This is a genomic window from Streptomyces sp. NPDC005803 (genome assembly GCF_040630435.1).
Lineage (GTDB): Bacteria > Actinomycetota > Actinomycetes > Streptomycetales > Streptomycetaceae > Streptomyces.
Map to the genome: position 1 here is coordinate 114372 of NZ_JBEXXO010000010.1, position 18752 is coordinate 133123.

The 18752-nt window shown below is 71.4% G+C and carries 10 protein-coding genes and 2 pseudogenes; 9 read left to right on the forward strand and 3 right to left on the reverse strand.

Annotation, left to right across the window (positions count from 1 at the left end; genetic code table 11):
• Positions 1-255 precede the first annotated feature (255 nt).
• Both ABZ454_RS16455 and ABZ454_RS16460 read left to right on the forward strand, forming a co-directional pair.
• Positions 256-3876 carry a S8 family serine peptidase gene (locus ABZ454_RS16455; protein WP_359538526.1) on the forward strand — a complete coding sequence of 1207 codons (3621 nt, stop codon included), beginning with the start codon at positions 256-258 and terminating at the stop codon, positions 3874-3876.
• Between the two features lie 357 nt (positions 3877-4233).
• A pseudogene (locus ABZ454_RS16460) lies at positions 4234-4426 on the forward strand (LysE family translocator); the annotation flags it as partial.
• 222 nt (positions 4427-4648) lie between these two features.
• Here the strand turns inward: ABZ454_RS16460 and ABZ454_RS16465 are convergent.
• The 3 genes from ABZ454_RS16465 to ABZ454_RS16475 are packed head-to-tail and all read right to left on the reverse strand — an operon-like array spanning position 4649 to position 10820.
• Positions 4649-6589, reverse strand: a complete 1941-nt coding sequence (locus ABZ454_RS16465; RefSeq protein WP_359538528.1) for a hypothetical protein — start codon at positions 6587-6589, stop codon at positions 4649-4651.
• A gap of 32 nt (positions 6590-6621) precedes the next feature.
• Positions 6622-7791 (reverse strand): FAD-dependent monooxygenase, encoded by a 1170-nt coding sequence (locus ABZ454_RS16470; protein ID WP_359538530.1) that lies wholly within the window; start codon positions 7789-7791, stop codon positions 6622-6624.
• Positions 7788-10820 carry a LodA/GoxA family CTQ-dependent oxidase gene (locus ABZ454_RS16475; protein WP_359538533.1) on the reverse strand — a complete coding sequence of 1011 codons (3033 nt, stop codon included), beginning with the start codon at positions 10818-10820 and terminating at the stop codon, positions 7788-7790. Before ABZ454_RS16475 ends, ABZ454_RS16470 begins: the two co-directional genes overlap by 4 nt.
• Positions 10821-11295: 475 nt before the next feature.
• On the opposite strand from ABZ454_RS16475, the pseudogene ABZ454_RS16480 reads away from it, so the two are divergent.
• From ABZ454_RS16480 to ABZ454_RS16510, 7 genes and pseudogenes are all read left to right on the forward strand, one after another.
• Positions 11296-11483: pseudogene (locus tag ABZ454_RS16480) on the forward strand (IS630 family transposase); the annotation flags it as partial.
• A 412-nt stretch (positions 11484-11895) separates the two neighbouring features.
• On the forward strand, positions 11896-12861 hold the full coding sequence (locus ABZ454_RS16485; RefSeq protein ID WP_359538534.1) for a hypothetical protein: 966 nt from the start codon (positions 11896-11898) through the stop codon (positions 12859-12861).
• A 339-nt stretch (positions 12862-13200) separates the two neighbouring features.
• On the forward strand, positions 13201-14340 hold the full coding sequence (locus tag ABZ454_RS16490; RefSeq protein ID WP_359538537.1) for an MFS transporter: 1140 nt from the start codon (positions 13201-13203) through the stop codon (positions 14338-14340).
• A 421-nt stretch (positions 14341-14761) separates the two neighbouring features.
• Positions 14762-16642 carry an amidohydrolase gene (locus ABZ454_RS16495; protein WP_359538540.1) on the forward strand — a complete coding sequence of 627 codons (1881 nt, stop codon included), beginning with the start codon at positions 14762-14764 and terminating at the stop codon, positions 16640-16642.
• 125 nt (positions 16643-16767) lie between these two features.
• Entirely contained in the window at positions 16768-17430 is a 663-nt protein-coding gene (locus tag ABZ454_RS16500; protein WP_356320462.1) for a hydrolase, read from the forward strand.
• Between the two features lie 48 nt (positions 17431-17478).
• On the forward strand, positions 17479-18003 hold the full coding sequence (locus tag ABZ454_RS16505) for a DoxX family protein (protein ID WP_356320357.1): 525 nt from the start codon (positions 17479-17481) through the stop codon (positions 18001-18003).
• Complete coding sequence (locus ABZ454_RS16510) at positions 17984-18721, forward strand: YoaK family protein (protein WP_359538543.1); 738 nt, start codon at positions 17984-17986, stop codon at positions 18719-18721. The genes ABZ454_RS16505 and ABZ454_RS16510 overlap by 20 nt, the downstream gene beginning before the upstream one ends.
• Positions 18722-18752 lie beyond the last annotated feature (31 nt).

Here is an 18752-nt window from a genome sequence, read left to right on the forward strand (position 1 = left end):
CCAAGATCGCGGTCCAGGACTTACATTCCCGTCGGCCTGCAGGACCATTCGAGTCAAGGGAATCCGTTGACACACCATCCTTCCGGAAGACGGCGGCGCCTGCTCGTGCTCGCTGCCGCCCTCCTGGTCACCGCGGCGACCCCGCACGGGACCGCCTCCGCAGACACTTCCTCAGTCCTCGGCGCGATACCCTCCGCGCAGTCTGACATCGTTGCCAACACCTCTGCGGGAACCGCCGGGGCCGTCGTCACCCTGGTGACCGGGGACAAGGTCACCGTCGCTCCCGCCGTCGGCGACGTCCCCGGCACCCTCACCGTGGAGGGCGCCGACGGTCAGCCCACCGGCGCACGGGTGATGACCGTGGGCGGCGACACCTACGTCTACCCCGACTCCGCTCGCCCCTTCCTGGCGGGCGGAGTCCTGGACCGGCAGTTGTTCAACGTGACCCGGCTCGTGGCGGACGGCTACGACGACGCCCACCTCGACCGCTTGCCGCTCATCGTGACCTACGGCGGCAAGGAGGCGGCCGAGGCGACCCTGCGCCGACGGGGCGACGCCCTTCCGGGTGATGTCACCGGCGTACGCCCGCTCACCAGCGTCAACGGCGTCGCGCTGGCAGCAGACCGCGAGGACAGCGGCGCGCTGTGGGCCGCTCTGACGGGAACCGGGACCGGGACCGTGATCGGCGCCGGCAAGGACGCCGCCGTGTCGAGGGCCTCCGGGGACGCGGAGCCGGCCTTCGTGGGCGGCGTCGCCAAGGTGTGGCTGGACGGCAAGGCCCAGGCCACACTCAGCGACTCGGTCGGTCAGATCGGCGCCCCCGAGGTCTGGTCCGGGGGCAACACGGGCGAGGGCGTGGACGTGGCCGTCCTCGACACCGGCTACGACCCGGGGCACCCCGACCTGAAGGACGCGGTCGAGGACAGCGACAGCTTCGTGCCCGGCGAGGACGTCACCGACCGCAACGGCCACGGGACGCACGTCGCCTCCACCATCGCGGGCAGCGGCGCCGCGTCCGACGGCAAGGAGAAGGGCGTCGCGCCGGGCGTCGACCTGCACGTCGGCAAGGTCCTGAGCGACGCGGGCTCCGGGTACGACTCCTGGATCCTGGCCGGCATGGAGTGGGCCGCGCGGGACGTGCACGCCAGGGTCATCAGTATGAGCCTCGGCAGCAGCGAGAACACCGACGGCGACACCCTGCTCGCCCGTGCCGTGAACCAACTGAGCGAGGAGACCGGCGCGCTCTTCACCATCGCGGCCGGCAACAACGGCCCCGACGCGCAGACGGTCAGGTCGCCCGGCACCGCCGACGCCGCACTGACCGTCGGCGCCGTCGACTCCGCGGACGCCCTCGCCGACTTCTCCAGTCGCGGTCCCCGGTACGGCGACGACGCCCTGAAACCGGAGATCACCGCGCCCGGTGTCGGCATCGTGGCCGCCAGGTCCCAGTACGCGGCGAACGGAACCGGCTCGTACATGAGCGCGAGCGGCACCTCCATGGCCACCCCGCACGTAGCCGGTGTGGCGGCGCTCGTGGTCGCCGCGCATCCTGACTGGACCGGCGACCGCATCAAGGACGCCCTGGTCAGCACGGTGCGTCCCACTCCCGGCATCACCGTCGACGACGGCGGGAACGGCCGGGTCGACGCCGCCGCGGCCGCGAGGGAGACCCTGACAGCCACCGGCAAGGCGGACGCCGGCATCCATGCGCCCGGCGCGGACGAGAGCACCGTCGAGACCACGGCCACCTGGACCAACACCGGCGACGCGTCCGTCACCGTGGACCTGGCCGTGGACGCGCCCGGCGTCCCGGCCGGCGTCTTCACCGTCTCGCAGGACCGACTGGAGGTCCCCGCCCACGGCACCGCGCATGTCGCCGTCACCACCGACGTCGACAAGGTGGGCGAACTGCGGCGGTGGACCGGCCGCCTGAACGCTTCCGTCGACGGCACCGTCCGCACCCGCACCCTGCTCGGCGTCAGTACCCGTCAGCAGCTCTTCCACGTACGCACCGAGATCACCGGCCGCTCGGGCGAGCCGACCGACGGCAACCTCACCTTCTTCCGCGAAGGCGACGAGTACGCGGGCAGCAGCCTCTACGGCGGCGGCGCGTCCGACGACCTCCTGCCGCCCGGCCGGTACACCGTCTACGCCGACTTCCGGGTCGAGGGCACGCACGGCGAGTCGTCGGCCGGATACGCGCGCCTGGTCCTCCCGCAGGTGGACATCACCGGCGACACCGACCTGGTGCTCGACGGCACGAGACTGCGGCAGATCACCGCGGTCACTCCTCGGAAGACGGAGAACTTCGCCCGGCGCCTCGACTACCACCGCGCGTTCGGCGACGGGAGCTCGATGACCGACAGCGTCGAGATCGGCGACGGCTACGACAGCATCTGGACGGCACCGGTGGCGCCCGGCACCGACGGCGAGCAGTCCCTGACGGCCCGCTGGCGGAACCAGGAGCCGTTGCTTTCGGTGACGACGGGCTCGCAGGAGTTCGACGACCTGTGGATCCTGCCCGGCTCGGCGAAGCTCAAGGAGGGCGACCACGACCTGGACGTGATCCACCCCGGCGAGGGCCTGGCGGAGGACTACGAAGGCGTCGACGCCGCGGGGAAGGCCGCCGTCGTCCGCTGGGACTCCGACGACGAGGACACGGCGGACGACCAGATCAGGGCCGCGCAGGCGGCCGGCGTGCAGCTCCTGCTGTTCGTGCACGACCTCGACGGACGGCTGCGCCAGCCCGTCATCCGGTCGACCGCCGAGATCGTCGGCCTGTCCCGCACCGAGGGCGAGAAGCTGATCTCACGGGTCGACGCGAGCCCGTCGGGCAGCGTGCCCCTGCGCGCCGCCTCCCGCCCCGACACCGACTACCTGTACGACCTGGTCCGCACCTGGGAGGGACGTATCCCCTCCGACCTCACCTACGCACCGAAGGACCGACAGCTCGCCCGCGTCGAAACGCACTACCGCAACCCCAACGGCCGGGAGCTGTACGAGAACCGCTACGACATCCACCCGTGGACGACGTACAACGTCGCCACCACCCGGCTGAGCACGGCCGGTACCCACCGCACCGACTACGTCAGCGCCGATGGCACGTTCTCCTGGTCCGAGGAGGCAGAGCTGCACCCGGTCGTGTCCAGCACCTCCGACCCGGTCCGGTACCCGGCGGGCCGCACCACGGACGTGCACTGGTTCGGCACGGTGGCCCGGCCGCGGATCAACGGCAGCGTCCAGCCGCCCACCCGTACCGGCGACCGGATCGACCTCACGGTCCCGGCCTGGGGCGACTCCGGCGGCAACCACGCCAACTGGATCGCGTTCGGCAGCGCCGGGAGCACGGACAGGATCGAGCTGTACCGCGGCGGCACCCTGCTCGCCACCGGTGCGAACAGCGTGGCGGCGACCGTGCCCACGGCGAAGGGCGCCTACAGGCTGGTGCACGCGGCCACGCGCGACGCCACGGCCGAGTTCCCGTACTCGACCGCCACCCGCACCGAGTGGACGTTCACCTCGGCCGCACCCCGCGACGCGGACGAGTCGGAACAACTCCCGCTCATCCAGCTCGACTACACCCTTCCCACCTCCGACGACGGCAAAGCGGCTCCCGCCGCGACCCTGCTCGTCTCACCGGTCCACGTGGAGGGCGGCCCACGCGCGGCGCTGCACACCCGGAAGGTGGAACTGTCCTACGACGGAGGCGCGCACTGGACCACGGCCCGCATCACGGGCCGAGGCAACGGCAAGGTCAGCACCGTACTGGCCGCGCCGAAGTCGGCGCAGTACCTGACGCTGCGGGTGCACGCCGAGGACAGCCACGGCAACACCGTGACGCAGACGGTGGTACGGGCCGCGGGCATCGCCCGGTGAGCCACCGACGGGGGAGGGGGCCGGCACCGCGATGACGAGCTGACGCGTCCCCTCGTCGTCCCGTCGACCCACTCCGCTGGGAGCAGAGGCCCTGCGGCCGGGCCACAACGACCCGGCCGCAGGGCACTTCCACGTTCGCCCGAGGTACCCCGGAAGTCGTGCCTTCGCGCTTGTTCCCCCACGTGACGAGACGTCGCACATCGATCTCGACCGCGCCGTGGCCGAGCTCATGACCAGTGCCGCAGCAGGCAACGTTCGCCCTGTCGGCGTCGAACGTCGGCGACGGGTGGGGCAACAGTCGTCTCAGTCCGTGGAATGAGGTCGACGTGCTTCTTCCCCGTGATCAGCATGGCGGCCATGGTGGGCACATCCCTGTACGCGGCCTTCTTGGTTGCCGCCTTCGCACTGTGCATCATTCCGGGTCCGACATGATGCCCATCGTGGCGATGGGGGGCGTGGTGGGCCGTCCACGGGCGTGATGGCCGCACCAGGCGTGGCCTGCGCGATGCTCGTACACGCGGTCGCCGCGGCGCTCGGACTGTCAGCGCTGGACGTCGTCCGCCAGGCGGGTCCAGGCGGGCCGCCTCACGAACGTAGTCCTTCTGGACACCAAGTCTGTGCGCGACGGAACACGGCAAGCGACACTTCGCGGCGGTCCTCGATCGGATCGGCAAGCGATGAGCACGGCTTCGTAGCCGCGCGCGTCGCCGCGTCCGCTTCGGAGAGCAGACGCGGCGACGGGGAGGAAACGCGAAATGGGGACGTGACCAGGTCACACCTGGATGGTTTGGATGTCGGCCGCGGAGCTCGTGAACCCGTTGGTCGTGATGATCCTCAGCTGGACCTGCTGGCCCGGGCGGAACTGACTGCGGTCGACCTGGATCAGAGGCTCCTTCAGGCCCACCCCGATCGTCTGCCACGTACTGCCGCCGTCGGTGCTGACCTGCGCGGCGAAGGTCTGGCCGGCCTCCGGTCCGTTGTCGAAGTCCAGCGCCAGCCCGAACGCCCGGTCTCCGGCGCTTGCGTGGCGGGCGGCGCGCAGGGCCGGCGGTGCGCTTCCGGGACGGAAGGTGTCCACGACCTGCCCGCCGACGACGAGCTCGATCGCCTCCGGGCTGGGACCGACCGGGACGACGGTGTCGACCAGGCCGGTGCGGTCGTCGTTCGGGCCCAGTTCGGAGGCCGGTTTGACCGCGACCGGGATCTCGCGCGGCGCTGTGCCGTCCGCCTGAAGGATCCGCAGGACCACCGGGGTGCCGCCGTCCGGGCCGGCGGTCTCACCGTCCGGAGCGGCGCCGACGAGCTGGGCGGGCTGGGCAGCCAGTGACGTCACCGGGTTGACGAAGCGGATGCCGCCCTCGCGCTGGGTGAGGTTCACCATGCCGACGACACTGACGAGTTGCTCGCCCTCCGGAGCCGCTCCGGCCGCCCGGAAGGCGCGCTCCTCCGTCTCGGGAGCCACGCGGGTGACCGACAGATTCGGGAACCGTTCGTCGGGGCGGCCGCCAGCAGGCTCGGGGGGCCCGGCGACAGGGAAAACGGTGAGCGGCGCGGGGGTCGGGGCGGCGGCTGCGGGGGTGCCCTCGGACGGCGGGGCACCGGCCACGAGCGAGTCCTCGGCCACCAGGCGCCGGCGGATGCCCTCGTAGGTGTAGCTGCTCACCCACTGGCGGTCGCAGTAGGTCATCACGTCGTGCCACTGCATCCCCGGCCTGGCCTTCATCGGCAGGTTCAGCGCGGGGTCGCCCACGTCGAATCCGACGAAGGTGTCCGGTCCGTCGGCGAGCTGCCCGTCCGGGAAGGGGTAGTTCTGCCGGTCGTCCGCGCTCTCACCGCAGAATCCGGGGTGCCGGCGGCCGAAGGTGTGGCCGAGTTCGTGGCTCCCGTACCAGTCGCCGTAGGTGCCGTCGAAGTCCCAGCCGAACGAGGCCGAACCACACGGTGACGAGGCGACCGTGGAGGGGTCGGGCGACGCGGGGAGGCCGGAGGAGCAGCCCCGCAGGAAGAACCCGCCGTCGGCAACCTGGCCGAGGTAGTGGGTGCGCCGGTCACCGCCCGCACTGATGTCCAGCGCGCGGATGGCGGCGAGCTGGGCGTTGGTGTCCTCGCACTTGAAGGGCGGTGCGGCGGCGGCGTCGATGACGGTGTGTGAGTTGATGACCTCGGCCACCGGGTAGGCGCGCTTGAGCCAGCTGACCAGGGCGGTGAAGTCCCGGTCCTCGGGGGAGAAGGTGACCGGCGGGCTCCCCAGGGTGTAGCGCAGCCCGAACACGCGGATCCGCAGCGGCGGGCTGGTGCGGAAGAGCACGGTCGGGCCGGTGCCCGTCGCGGCGAGCGGGAGGGCGGCACCGGTCAGGGCGTCGCTGAGGGTCACCGAGCTCACGCTGAGTGGCCCTTCGGCCGTCAGCGAGGGCGGCACGAGGAAGTTGAGGCTCAGGTTCGCGTCGGCGCGGCGCGCGGCGAGGTCCTGCGTGGCGGCCGGGTCGAGGGCGATGGTGTTGACCGACGTCACCTTGACGCCGGGGTCCGTCGTCGACCGGACTAGCGTCACGGTGCCGCGCACACCGGTGGCGGGGCCGCTGGTGCCGCGTATGTAGACGCGAATCACGGTGACCTTGCCGGTGATCAGGGCGACGCGGTGCTGGAGGTCTTGCACCGACTGGGTGACCTCCGTGGCCTCCCATGTGGCATGCGTCGGAGCTGGAGCTGTCATGGCTGCCCCCATGGACGACTGGTCGGACTCTTTCAGGCTATGCCGGGCAGAGTCGTCCCGCCCGTTCGGCGGCGCTGCCAGAAGGGGTTCAAGGGCCAGCGCCGCTCCTGGTCGTACGCGTGCGCATGGTTCCGGTGGTAGGCGGCCGCGACGCCGTCCAGGAAGGCTGTGTAGTCGGCGAGCGCTTCGGCCGTCCGGCCCGCGTCGGCCAGGCACGCGGCCACGGTCTGGCCGGCACGGGCACCGGCGTGCAGCGCGGTGAGGATGCCTTGTGAGGAGAGCGGGTCGAAGGCGAGGGCGGCGTCCCCGGCGGCCACCCAGCCTGGGCCGGCGGCGGGTGTCAGCCGCAGGCCGTGGGCAGGCGCCCAACGTGGCAGGGGAGTTGCGGCCGAGTCGTAGCCCTCCAGGCGGAGCCGGACGTGGCTGGTCCCGGTGACGCCGCGCCAGAAGCCCTGGGGGGTGCGGAGGGCCGGGTCGGCCAGGTCGGGATCGGTCAGATGGGCGACCAGGCGTCCGGCCGGGACCCGGGTCGTATACCACCAGCCGTGCGGCGCCGCCTCGACGAGGGTGCGCGCCTCGCAGTCCTCCGGGTGCTCCCGGTCCGCGGGGCGGTGCTCGCGGAACACGGCGTAGGCGGCGACGAGCCCGTCCTGCTGGCGGCGGCGCCCGTGCCGGCGGCCGATGACACAGCGCCTGCCGGTGGCGTCGACCGTCCAGCGGCTGTGCAGCTCCGTCACGGCACCGCTGCCCCGCTCGCGGACGATGAGGCGGCTGCCGAGCCGCTTCAGCACGGTGGCCCGGCGCACTTCGGCGCCGGCCGCCACGGCCGCGTCCCGCAAGAAGGCGTCGAAGCGGAGCCGGTCGAGGTGCCAGCCGTGCCCGTACGGGTCGAACAGGTGGCTCTGGCCCTGGAGCGCCGCGGAGCCCCAAGCGGCGTACGTGCCAGTGGACTTGGGATGCTCGTCGGCCAGGAAGTCGTCCAGCAGCCCGAGGTCGCGCAGCAGCGGGCGGGCGGCAGGCGGCAGGGACTCGCCGATCTTGAACGCGCAGTGGCCGGCGTGCGGCGAGGAGGGCCTGGCGTCGTCGAGCAGCAGGACGCGGTGGCCGGTACTCGCCAGGACGAAGGCCGCCACGGCGCCCGCCGGGCCGGCGCCCGCCACGGCGGCCTCGACGGGCCCGGGCGGGTGCACATGAGCGGTCACCGGTCCCGCCGGAACCGCTTGACCTTGTCGATGTAGCCCGCCGACACCTCCTCGTCGGGAAGCTCCGCCATGGTGACGGCGGTGGCCATGGCGGCCTCGCCGAGGAGGGGGTCGGCGCCGACGGGCACATGCACGGCCACCAGGTTGCGCCGCGCCGGCGGGGCCGGCTCCAGCGGGAAGCTCACCTCGGACTCGACCAGTACCTCCGCCGGGAGGCGGGGATCGTCGGTGGGGCCGGGGCGCCGCTCGACGAGCCCGAGTTTGCCGAAGTCCGTCACCATGGCGTTGATGGAGTCGAGGTAGCGCGGGGGGAGCCAGCGCAGCCACGCCCGCCGGTTCTCGAAGGCGGCCAGGCGCTCCGCGATGGGGCGGGAGGCGTCCATGATGACGGCGTACTCCTCCTCGGCCATAACATGGTTGGGCACCCGGGCCGGCCAGAAGGTCGGGAGGTACGGGTCGTAGGTGCCGAAGCCGGAGAGGTACTCGTAGCCGGACCGGCAGCTTGCGGTGTCGGTCTGCCAGGGCACGGCCATCCACCGCGTCAGGTCGCCCGGCCCCTGGGCGTACAGCGGGCCGTCGTACGCGAGCGCGATCTGCGGGGTGAGCTTCGGGCCATAGGGCAGCGGCGGGGGCAGGTGCGGATCGCGGTGGCGTACCCGGAAGGGGCGGCTGTACAGGGTGGTGTGGCGCATCGGCCAGGTGAGCTCGCAGCCGGGGTGGAAGGCGTCGGCGAGGCAGAACGACAACGCCGCCCGGTCGAGGGTCTCGGGCCGCTGAGCGAACGGGACCTTGTCGAGGGAGGTCGGTGGCACGGCCTGCGGGTCGAAGTCGGCGACGAAGTTCCCGCGGGCCCAGCGCTGCATGAGGCGGTACTGGAGCGGGGAGAGCGTCACGTGCTGGCGGACGGACTCCGCCGGCACGTTCATCGCGTCGCCGTAAACCCCCGGCCACGGGACGGGCGAGAAGCCGTCCCGGTCGTAGTCACGGATCGTCAGCCACACCTGTCGGCGCAGCTCCCGCTGGACGGGTGAGGGGTCCGCCAGCGCGGCGAGCCGGTCGGGGGCGAGGAGGTCCTCGCGCCCGCCGTGCCCCAGCTGGACGGCCACGCCCCGGTTCACCCACTGCAGGTCGCACAGGCGGCGCAGCACAGGCAGCACGTCGCGGGTGAAGGACACCTGCTGCGGTTCGGGCAGGACGCCGGCGGTGACGAAGACGTCGCGCACCAGGTCGTACATCGTGCGCACCGAGGTGAGCTCGGGCGCGTAGTTGGGGGGCGCGGTGACCACCCAAGCCGGTTCGACCGGGATTGGCCGCCCGTCGATGCGGACCTCGGCGGTGACAGGGCCGTCGGAGACGTCGTCGTACCAGCCGTCGTTGTTGGCAAAGGTATCGGCGGGTTTGTCGGTGACCGAGGCCGAGACGCCGTGGCCGCCCAGGAAGATCAGCCGGCCGCTCTCGTCGGTGCGCAGCTCCCCGAGGTAGACCGGCCGCTCCACGAACATGCCGGTGTCGAAGCGGTATTCGGGCTTGCCGGAGCGGTCGCGGCCGCGCACCGAACGCGGTCCGGGGTCGATGACCAGGCGATCGCGCTTGGCGGCCGGGACATCGGGGTTGCGCAGGTTGCTGTCCTCGGTCTTGTCCGCCTCCGGGATGTCGAGGGCCAGCTGAAACTGGTACCAGGCGCCCTTCGTGTTGGCGACGTGGGCGGTCCAGCGCAGGTCCGCGTTGTCGGCGGTCAGTTCGGCGACCGGCTCGTCGGCGGCGTTGTAGCCGTAGACGCGGAATCGGACGGCCTGGCGCTTCAGGGCGCCGGCGGCGTCCTTGTAGCTCCCGGTGGGGAGCGCGGCCGGCTGGTCGACCTCGGGGGCCAGAACGTACTCGTCCGTGCTGTCGCCGACCCGGGCCACGCCGATCGCCGGGTGAATGGCGGCCCGGACGATCCGGGTGTCGCGCCCGGCGGGTGGGGTCAGATACGGGCGGGCGGGGCCGGGTTCGACCGCGGGGATGCCGTTCACGTCGCGGCGCTGCTCGGCCGAGGCCTGGTACACCGTCCTGCGCACCTCGGCGATGCTGCCCACCGGGCGGTGTTCCGCGAGGCTGTGCCACGGATTGTAGGCGAGGTTCTCGCCGTAGCCGGCCTGGCCCCGGGCGGTGATGTCCTGCTTCTGAAGGGTCAGCCGGGCCACCTTCACCGGCTCGCTCTCGGCCTCCTCCCAGCGCACGGTGGCCTGGTCCAGCGGCATGCGCTGCGGGTCGGTGCGGAACTGGAGCATGAGGTCGAAGGCCGCCGTTCCGGCCCCGAGCCGGTGCCGCAGGTCGGCGCCCAGGTAGGTGGGATCCTCGCCGGCCGGCACCGCCTCCGGGGCACCCGGCTCGCAACCGGCGGGCACCAGCTTGTACTTGACGAAGCGCTCGGACCCGAAGGCGTAGGGCAGCACACCCCAGTAGGTGGCCGTCAGGAGACTCGCCTCGAACTCGGCCATATCGTCGAGGATCTGCCTGGTGACCGGGTGGGCCTCCAGATACGGCTCGTAGCTGCCGTCGACGACGCCGGCCTTGGTGAACTCGCACATGTCCTGGGCGGTGTCGACGAAGAAGACGTCGTGGTTCTGCAGCAGCAGGTCCTGGGTGCCGGCCTCGGTCTCGCCCTCCAGTAGCTTCGGGCCGGGCACTCCGAACAGCTTGATGCCGATGCCGATGGTGGTCTTCAGGTCGGGACTGCTGGGCACGGTGTCGCTGGAGAAGCGGACCCAGGCGGTAAGCCCGCCGGTCTGTTCATGGGCACTCCGCAGGAACCCGAGGCGCAGTTCCGGCGGCAGGTCGGGGTCGACGGTGAGCACTCCTCGGGCCACACCGTGCGGCTTGAGAAACACCGGCCGTCTGACGGGGTCCTGGCCGCGGGACATCCGGCTGCCCTGGCTCATGTCCACGAACATCTGCTTCAGCGCGGCGGCCGCGTCCTCGGCGCAGTCCGGGAGCTGTGGTGGCCCTGCGGAGTTCTCGTCGAAGGATCCGGAGGTCCCGATCATGCTGTGCTCCCGTCAGTGCAGCGGTCTGTCGATCCAGTGGCTCGGTGGACGCCGCTTGCAATCACTCGGCCCCGATCCAGCGTGCACAAACCTCCGTGGAACAGCACGCCGAGGTGCCCCCAAACGGACCACACGCCGCAGCCCAGGCAGGCCGGCTCACTCCGATCGGCCAGCGGCGCTCGTATCTCCCCGGCGTCCGGTGGCACGTTGTCGATGGCCTGGTCGGCTCCTCGGAGGAGGCGTTCCCGAGAGGCCCTTCCGGGCCGCCGGACGGGCCGGCGCGTCACAGACCCGCGGCGCCCGCCCCCGTACCAGCGCTGGCGCTGCCAGGCGAGGTGGGCCTGCCGCTGGTGCTCCAGTGCCGCACCGGCCGGGAGCGGGCTGGTGACTGCGCCCATCTCGGCGCCCGCCGGCCCGCCCGGCCACCGCGGGGTGACCGGCCCGGGCGGATGTCGTCGGGGTTCCAGCGGGCGCGACAAGCAATGCGGCCTCTGCTCGATGAGAGCGGAGGCTGCGCGCCTGCGCTACTTCACCCTCGACGGCACCGCTCACGCCACCCACAAGGAACAGGGCAGCATGATCCGCCGCTACATCATCTGGCGAAACCGCCATGCCGACGACCGGCCCCTACGCGCCGTCGTCGACAGGGCAAACGTTGCCTGATCCGGCACCAGCGGTGAGTGAGGGCCCTACGGTCGCACCCTCGAGGGACGAGCAGTGCACTGAGGGACCGCCTCGGGTGCAGCGAACGGCAAGTGCCGCGTCCGGCCGTCGCTACCGTACTGACGGGGCCGCGCAACGAATTGATCAGCAGGAGCACTGGGCGGAGGGTCTCGTGAAGTCCCGGACGCACCGCACTCCCTAAGTCCGGGGACGGCAGGCAGACGCCGCGTGCCATGGCATGACAGTTCGGTGTTCTTCCCGCCGCACGGCGAACGGGGCCATGCGCGGCGACGGTGTGAGGACGGACGCCGACGTCCGTCCTCGCCGATTCGCCCAGTGAGTGCGTCGGAAGGCGCCCCCGCGACTGTCCCGAGGCGATATCCGCCTCCTACCGGAAAGTGAAAGCCCCCTCATGAGAATCACCATGTGGACGCGAACCGGCCTTCTGGCCGTGACCGCCGCGACGATGCTCACCGTGACCACCGCCGGCTCAGCGCCCGCCGCCGCGTCGGTCGCGGGAAGTCGCTTCGTGGCACATCTGGACATGGCCGCCGGACAGCGGCCGGAGAACATCACGTCGGAACCCGGCGGCGGCGCGGACGTCACCTTCGCTTACAGCCGTCAGGTCGCCCGTATCAGCGCCAACGGCCGGGTGCACATCCTCGCCACTCTGCCGGAGCCTCCGGCGGGCGCCACCACCCCCGCGCTGTCGTCGCCGTTCCTCGGTGGGATCGTCCGCGCTCACGACGGGACGCTGTACTTCCTTTACGCGACCGGCAGCAACGACCTCACCGGCCTGTGGCGGCTACGCCCGGGCGGCACACCGCAACGCATTGCCGCGCTGCCGGCCGAGGGCCTGCCCAACGGGCTGGCCCTCGACGAGAGGAGCGGACTGCTCTACGCGGCGGACTCGGTGCTGGGCACCGTCTGGCGCATCCCGGCATCCGGGGGCAGGCCCACCGCATGGGCCGCGACCCCCGAGCTGGCCCCCGCAGGGTTCCTGGGCGCCAACGGCATCAAGATCCACAACGGTGCCGCCTGGGTGTCCAACCTGGACCGGGGCACCGTGCTGCGCATCCCGATCACCCGTCAGGGAACAGCCGGCCCTGTGGAGACGCGGGCCAGCGGTCTCGTCAACATCGACGACTTCGCGTTCACGGGCGGCGGCAACTCGCTGCTGGCCGCGATCAACGCGGACAACGAAGTGGCCCTGGTCAGGCCGGACGGTAGCCACACCGTGGTGCTGACCGGCGCCGACGGGCTGGAGAACCCCACCTCTCTCGCAATACGAGGCAACACCGCCTACATCGCCAGCGGCGCCTACTTCACCAATGACGACCCCAACCTCCTGGCCGCCCGGATCGCCCCCGGCGCATAGGACCGGCGGCGGGCAGCCTCCTCACCGGTTGCCCGCCGCACTCCCGGCGTCCGCCGCCACGGCACTTGGGCCTTCCGTTCGGACCATGCCGCCTCGCGGGTACCCCGGCGTGATCCGAGCGGAAGACCCCCGCCGTCGGCGGCAGCGTGTACGACCGTGACGGTCCCCCCGCCCCTTCCGCCCCGAGAGGCTGCGTGAACCATGTCCGACGTCAACCCGCCGCACGCCGGACCGGGGGACCGGTGCGCCGTTCGTCCGGACGCCGGCGCAGCCCTCAAGCCGCCCACTCGCTCAGCGGCGTCGCCACGGCCTTCGGCAGCCGCCGTCCCGGCACCCCTCATGCGGGCCACGGGCTTCCTCTCCTTCTACGACCGGTTCGCGACCGCGCCCATGCTCGTACTGATCGTCAAGGACGAGGGGGTGTCGCTCTACCGCGCAGTGCAACTGGTGACGGTCTATGTCCTGCTGTACGCGTTGGGGCAGCCGATCTGGGGTGTGCTCAGCGATCGTCTCGGCCGCCTGCGGGCCCTGCGGCTGGCACTGGCGGGCACCCTGCTCGGCAGCCTCGCCAGTGTCGGCGCCCCGGGATTCAACGAACTTCTGATGGCCCGAGCGGTGACGGGCTTCTTCGTCGGGTCCCTGTTCCCGAGCATGCTGACCATGGTCGGCGACACCTTCGCCGGCCCGGCCAGGGCCCGCGAGATATCCGGTCTGCAGACCTACACCGCTCTGGGAACGACGGTGGCGACCCTGGCGGCCGGAGCCCTGGCCGTCTGGGCGGACTGGCGTGTCGTCTTCGCTGTCACCGCGGTGGGGGCCGCGGTCTTCCTGGTGCTGCTGCGACGTGTCCGGTTTCCCGCCGGCGGCGGCCCGCACCACGACGTCCGTAGTGCTTTCACCGCCTGGCCCCTGTGGACTTACGGGCTCGGGATGCTCGAGGGGGCGATCCTGCTCGGCATCCTCACCTACATCGTCCCCGCGCTGGAGCGGGACGGTGTGTCCACCGAACTGGCCGGGGTCCTCGGCGCCACGTACGGCGCGGGGATCATCGGCGGCGCCTGGCTGGCCAGAAGGACAGTGGCGCGCGTCGGGCGGACCGTGATGATCGCCCTGGGCAGCACCACTCTCTTCGTCGCCTTTCTCCTGGCGAGCCTCTCCCAGGGTGTGGTGGCCCTGACGTTCACCGCGGTGCTCATCGGCACCTCCAACGCCTTCCTGCACTCGTCGCTCCAGGGGTGGGCCACCGACGTCGCGCCGGCCGCCCGGGCGACAGCCGTATCGGTGTTCGTCTGTTCGGTCTTCCTCGGGAGTTCCGCCGCGACCGGTCTCACCGCGGGGCTGACCCGACACGGCTATGGACCGGTCTTCGCGGCAACCTGTGTCGCCACGGTGGTGCTCGGCGTCCTCGCGGTCGGCAGCCATGCCCTGTGGTGTCGCCGCCGTACCGAGCTGATGGGTGAGTCCGGGGCGCAGGTGTGACCGCCCCTCCGCAACGCCTTTTCCCGGGTCGCACGTGACACCTCGGTATTCCGACAAGCAATTTCGGGCGGCCCCGGAGATCTGCGGCTCCATCGGGCATCACGCCCCACACCTGAAAGGGGCCGGAGACCGACCGGGGCGCGCAGGTGCTTACTTCACAGGGGAACGCACTCAGTGCGCTGTCGGTGATCATGCGGTGCACTGTCGGGTCATTCATGTTCTCCGGTTCGAAATAGCCTGGCGGCGCAGCAGTTGCGGATCACCCGGTCCGGGCCGGTGTGCCTGAACGGATAACCGGCCGGAGTGAGCCCGCGTGAGCGAGGAAGAGCGCTCCGGTGCTCGCCGGTCAGTTCGCCCGTCGCTGTCGCTTCCGTTCCCCTCGAAGTTCTCGTCCGCAGGAGGTTGTCGAAAGGTGTCCACGATGCCGGTCGTTGGGCTGATACCCAGCGCCACGGACCATGCCGCGGATCTGGTCGTCCGCAACGCGAAGATCCACACGGGAGACCCTCGCCGCCCGCAGGCGGAGGCGATCGCCGTCCGCGACGGCGTCATCACGGTCGTCGGTGACGACAAGGATGTGGCCGGCCAGGTCGGCGCGGCCACGAAGGTGGTCGACGCTCTCGGCCGCCGGGTCATACCGGGCCTCAACGACGCCCACCTGCACGTCATTCGGGGCGGGCTCAACTACGTGCTGGAACTGCGCTGGGACGGCGTACGCACGCTACGCCAAGGCCTGGCGATGCTGCGGGAACAGGCGGCCCGTACGCCGAAGGGCCAGTGGGTCCGGGTGGTGGGGGGCTGGTCGGCCGATCAGTTCGTCGAACGGCGGCTCCCGACCGTCACCGAGTTGAATGCCGCCGCGCCGGACACCCCGGTGTTCGTGCTGCACCTCTACCAGGCGGCGGTGCTCAACCGCGCCGCACTCAAGGCCGCCGGCTACACCAAGGACACGCCCCATCCGAAGGGCGGCCAGATCGTCAGGGGCAGGGACGGCGAGCCCACGGGCATGCTGCTCGCCTCCCCGAGCGCTCTGATCCTCTACTCGACCCTGGCAAGCGCCCCGGTACTCCAGGACGAGGACAAGAAGATCTCCACCCGCCATTTCCTGCGGGAGTTGAACAGGTTCGGGCTCACGTCGGCCATCGACGCAGCGGGCGGATTCCAGAACTTCCCCGACAACTACAGCACGGTCGCCGAACTCGCCGAGGCCGGTCAGCTGTCGCTCCGCATCGCCTATCATCTCTTTCCGCAGACCGCCGGTCAGGAGGTCGCCGATCTCGCCCGCTGGATCGAAATGGCCCGGCCCGAAGACGGGGACGAATGGCTGCGCCTCAACGGGGCGGGGGAGAACCTCACCTGGGCGGCAGCGGATTTCGAGAACTTCGCCCAGCCGCGCCCGGAACTCGCTCACGGCTATGAGTCGGAATTCGAGAAGGCCGTACGCCTGCTGATGGAGAACGGCTGGGGATTCCGGCTGCACGCCACCTACGACGACACCATCCGACGCGATCTCGCGGTGTTCGAGAAGCTGGCTGCGCAAGGACTCTTCCCCGCCGGAAACCGGTGGCTGTTCGACCACGCGGAGACCGTCTCCGCGGACAGTCTCGACCGCATCGCCGCCCTCGGCGGCGCCCTGTCCGTGCAGAACCGGCTGTCCTTCCAGGGGGAGGCATTCGTACGCCGCTACGGCCCCGGCGCCGCAGCGGACGCCCCTCCGATCCGGGCCATGCTGGAGCGTGGCCTGACCGTCGGCGCCGGCACCGACGCCACCCGGGTCTCGTCCTACAACCCGTGGGTCGCCCTGCACTGGCTGATCACCGGCCGCACGGTCAGCGACCTGATCGTCCGCCCGCCGCACAACCGAGTCGACCGGCAGACTGCGCTCTCCATGTTCACCGAAGCCGGAGCCGCGCTGACCGGCGAGGAGGACGTCAAGGGCGTATTGCGCCCGGGCCACTTCGGCGACCTCGCGGTCCTGTCCGAGGACTACTTCGCGGTGCCCGAGCCGGACATCGCGCACATCGAGTCCCTGCTGACCGTCGTCGGCGGCCGGATCGTCTATGCCGCCGCCGAGTACGAGGGCCTGGACGAGGAACTGCCGCCGGTCAGCCCCGAGTGGAGCCCGGTCGCGCGCTTCGGCGGCTATCAGGCCACGCCCGCCGGCGGTTCGTCGGGCGCCCGCCAGGCCGAACTGCTCGGCCAGGCCGCGGCGGAGTCCGAGGAGCACCGACAGTGGCGCGTCCGGCGCGGCATGGCTCCGCCTGCCGAGAGCACGGTCTTCGACCCCTGCTTCTCGCTCTGATCTCCCGGGGGAGGCCCGGTCACGAGCCGCCTCTCCCGGGATACCACCCTCGCGCCGTCCGACGGACGGCCGCGCACGACAGCGGACGCACGTCCGCGTCCATTTCACGCATGGAAGGCACTCTCATGGTCAACATCTCCGAGGTCACCGCGGCCCCCAGCCCCGACCTGCTGACCCCCGAAAACTGCGCTGTGCTGTTCGTGGACCACCAGCCGCAGATGTTCTTCGGTACCGGAAGCGGCGACCGGACCGCCATCATCAACTCGACGTTGGGCCTGGCGAAGTCGGCCAGGGTGTTCGACGTCCCGGTGGTTCTCAGCACGGTGGCCGCCGAGTCCTTCTCGGGTCCGATCATGCCGCAACTGGCCGATGTCTTCCCCGGCCAGAAGATCATCGACCGCACCACGATGAACGCCTGGGAGGACGTCACCTTCGTCGAGGCCGTCAAGGCCACCGGCCGCAAGAAGCTCGTCATCGCCGGGCTGTGGACCGAGGTCTGCGTCGTACTGCCCGCACTGTCCGCCATCTCCCAGGGGTACGAGGTCTACGTCGTCACGGACGCGTCCGGCGGCGTCAGCCCGCAGGCGCACGAGCACGCCATCCAGCGCATGGTGCGGGGCGGCGCCGTTCCCGTCACCTGGGTGCAGGTGCTCCTCGAGCTCCAGCGCGACTGGGCGCGGTCGGAGACGTACGTCCCCGTGACCGAAGTGGTGAAGGAGCACGGCGGTGCCTACGGCCTGGGCCTCGTCTACGCGCAGGCCGTCATCGGCGCCCACGCAGCCGGCTGACCTCTTCACCTGAGCATCGACGACACGCCAGGAACAGGCAGGAACACGATGGACATCGGACTGTTGGTCCTCCGGCTGGTGGCGGGCCTCCTCATCGCCGGCCACGGAGTGCAGAAAGTCAGCTTCCGGCTCGGCGGCAACGGCTTGGCGGGTGGAACCGAGGAGTTCCGCCGCGACGGCTTCCGAGGCGGCACAGTCACCGCGCTCGCCGCGGGGACCAGCCAGATCGGTGCCGGCCTGTTCCTGGCGGCCGGCCTGCTCACGCCGATGGCCGCCATGGCCGCCATGGGCGTGATGACGGTGGCCGGCACCGTCAAACGGCACAAGGGCCTGTGGGTCCAGAACGACGGCTACGAGTACCCGCTGGTCCTCGTCGCCATCTCGACGGTGCTGGCACTCACCGGCCCCGGCCGCTGGTCGCTCGACCATGCGCTCGGGCTGCCCTCCTGGCCCCTGTGGGTGTCCGTCTCGGTCATCGTCCTCGGCCCGGCCAGCGGACTGCTCACCCGCGCCGGGCTGCATCGTCCCTCAGTTTCGGAAGGAACAACCCCCTGTGCACAAGCTGCTGACTGACGCCGCCCACACGCTGGTCCCGCCCAAGGGGGACAGACACGGCCCGCTGCCACCGCTCCTGCTGGTGCTGACGGTGGCGACCGGCCTGGTCGACGCCGTCAGCTATCTGGGCCTCGGGCACGTCTTCGTCGCCAACATGACCGGCAACGTGGTCTTCCTGGGGTTCGCACTGGCAGGCGCCGACGGCCTGTCCGCACTCGCCTCCATCGTGTCGATGGCCGCGTTCCTCGCCGGCGCGCTGGTGGGAGGCCGGTTCGCCAACCGGTTCGCGGCACATCGTGGGCGGTTGCTGGCCACCACGGTGGCACTGGAGGCGGTGCTCGTCACTGCGGCCACCCTCACGTCGGCGGCCGCGCACGGCCAGGTGGAGACGGGAGTCCGCTACACCCTCATCGTGCTCCTCGGCCTCGCGATGGGCCTGCAGAACGCAGCCGCCAGGCGCCTGGGTGTCCCGGACCTGACCACGACCGTACTGACCCTGACCTTGACGGGCCTGGCGGCGGACTCCACCCCGGCCGGTGGCTCGGCACCCCGCCCGGGGCGGCGGATCCTCTCCGTGCTGGCCATATTCCTCGGAGCCCTGGTCGGTGCCGAGCTCCTGCTGGGCGGCAGGCTCACCCTCATCCTGGGGCTGGTGGTGGTGCTGCTCGCCGCGACGTCGCTGACCGCGTACCGCCTGTCGGGGTCGAACGCCGACTGGACCAAGCCGCAGTCATGAACGCGGGACCGCGCGCCCTGCTCGTTGCGCC

Excerpts from the sequence above, each read along its gene's own strand:
- ABZ454_RS16465 (WP_359538528.1), bottom strand. The coding sequence starts at position 6,589 with ATGACAGCTCCAGCTCCGACGCATGCCACATGGGAGGCCACGGAGGTC.
- ABZ454_RS16475 (WP_359538533.1), bottom strand. The coding sequence starts at position 10,820 with ATGATCGGGACCTCCGGATCCTTCGACGAGAACTCCGCAGGGCCACCA.
- ABZ454_RS16485 (WP_359538534.1), top strand. The coding sequence starts at position 11,896 with ATGAGAATCACCATGTGGACGCGAACCGGCCTTCTGGCCGTGACCGCC.
- ABZ454_RS16490 (WP_359538537.1), top strand. The coding sequence starts at position 13,201 with ATGCGGGCCACGGGCTTCCTCTCCTTCTACGACCGGTTCGCGACCGCG.
- ABZ454_RS16495 (WP_359538540.1), top strand. The coding sequence starts at position 14,762 with ATGCCGGTCGTTGGGCTGATACCCAGCGCCACGGACCATGCCGCGGAT.
- ABZ454_RS16500 (WP_356320462.1), top strand. The coding sequence starts at position 16,768 with ATGGTCAACATCTCCGAGGTCACCGCGGCCCCCAGCCCCGACCTGCTG.
- ABZ454_RS16505 (WP_356320357.1), top strand. The coding sequence starts at position 17,479 with ATGGACATCGGACTGTTGGTCCTCCGGCTGGTGGCGGGCCTCCTCATC.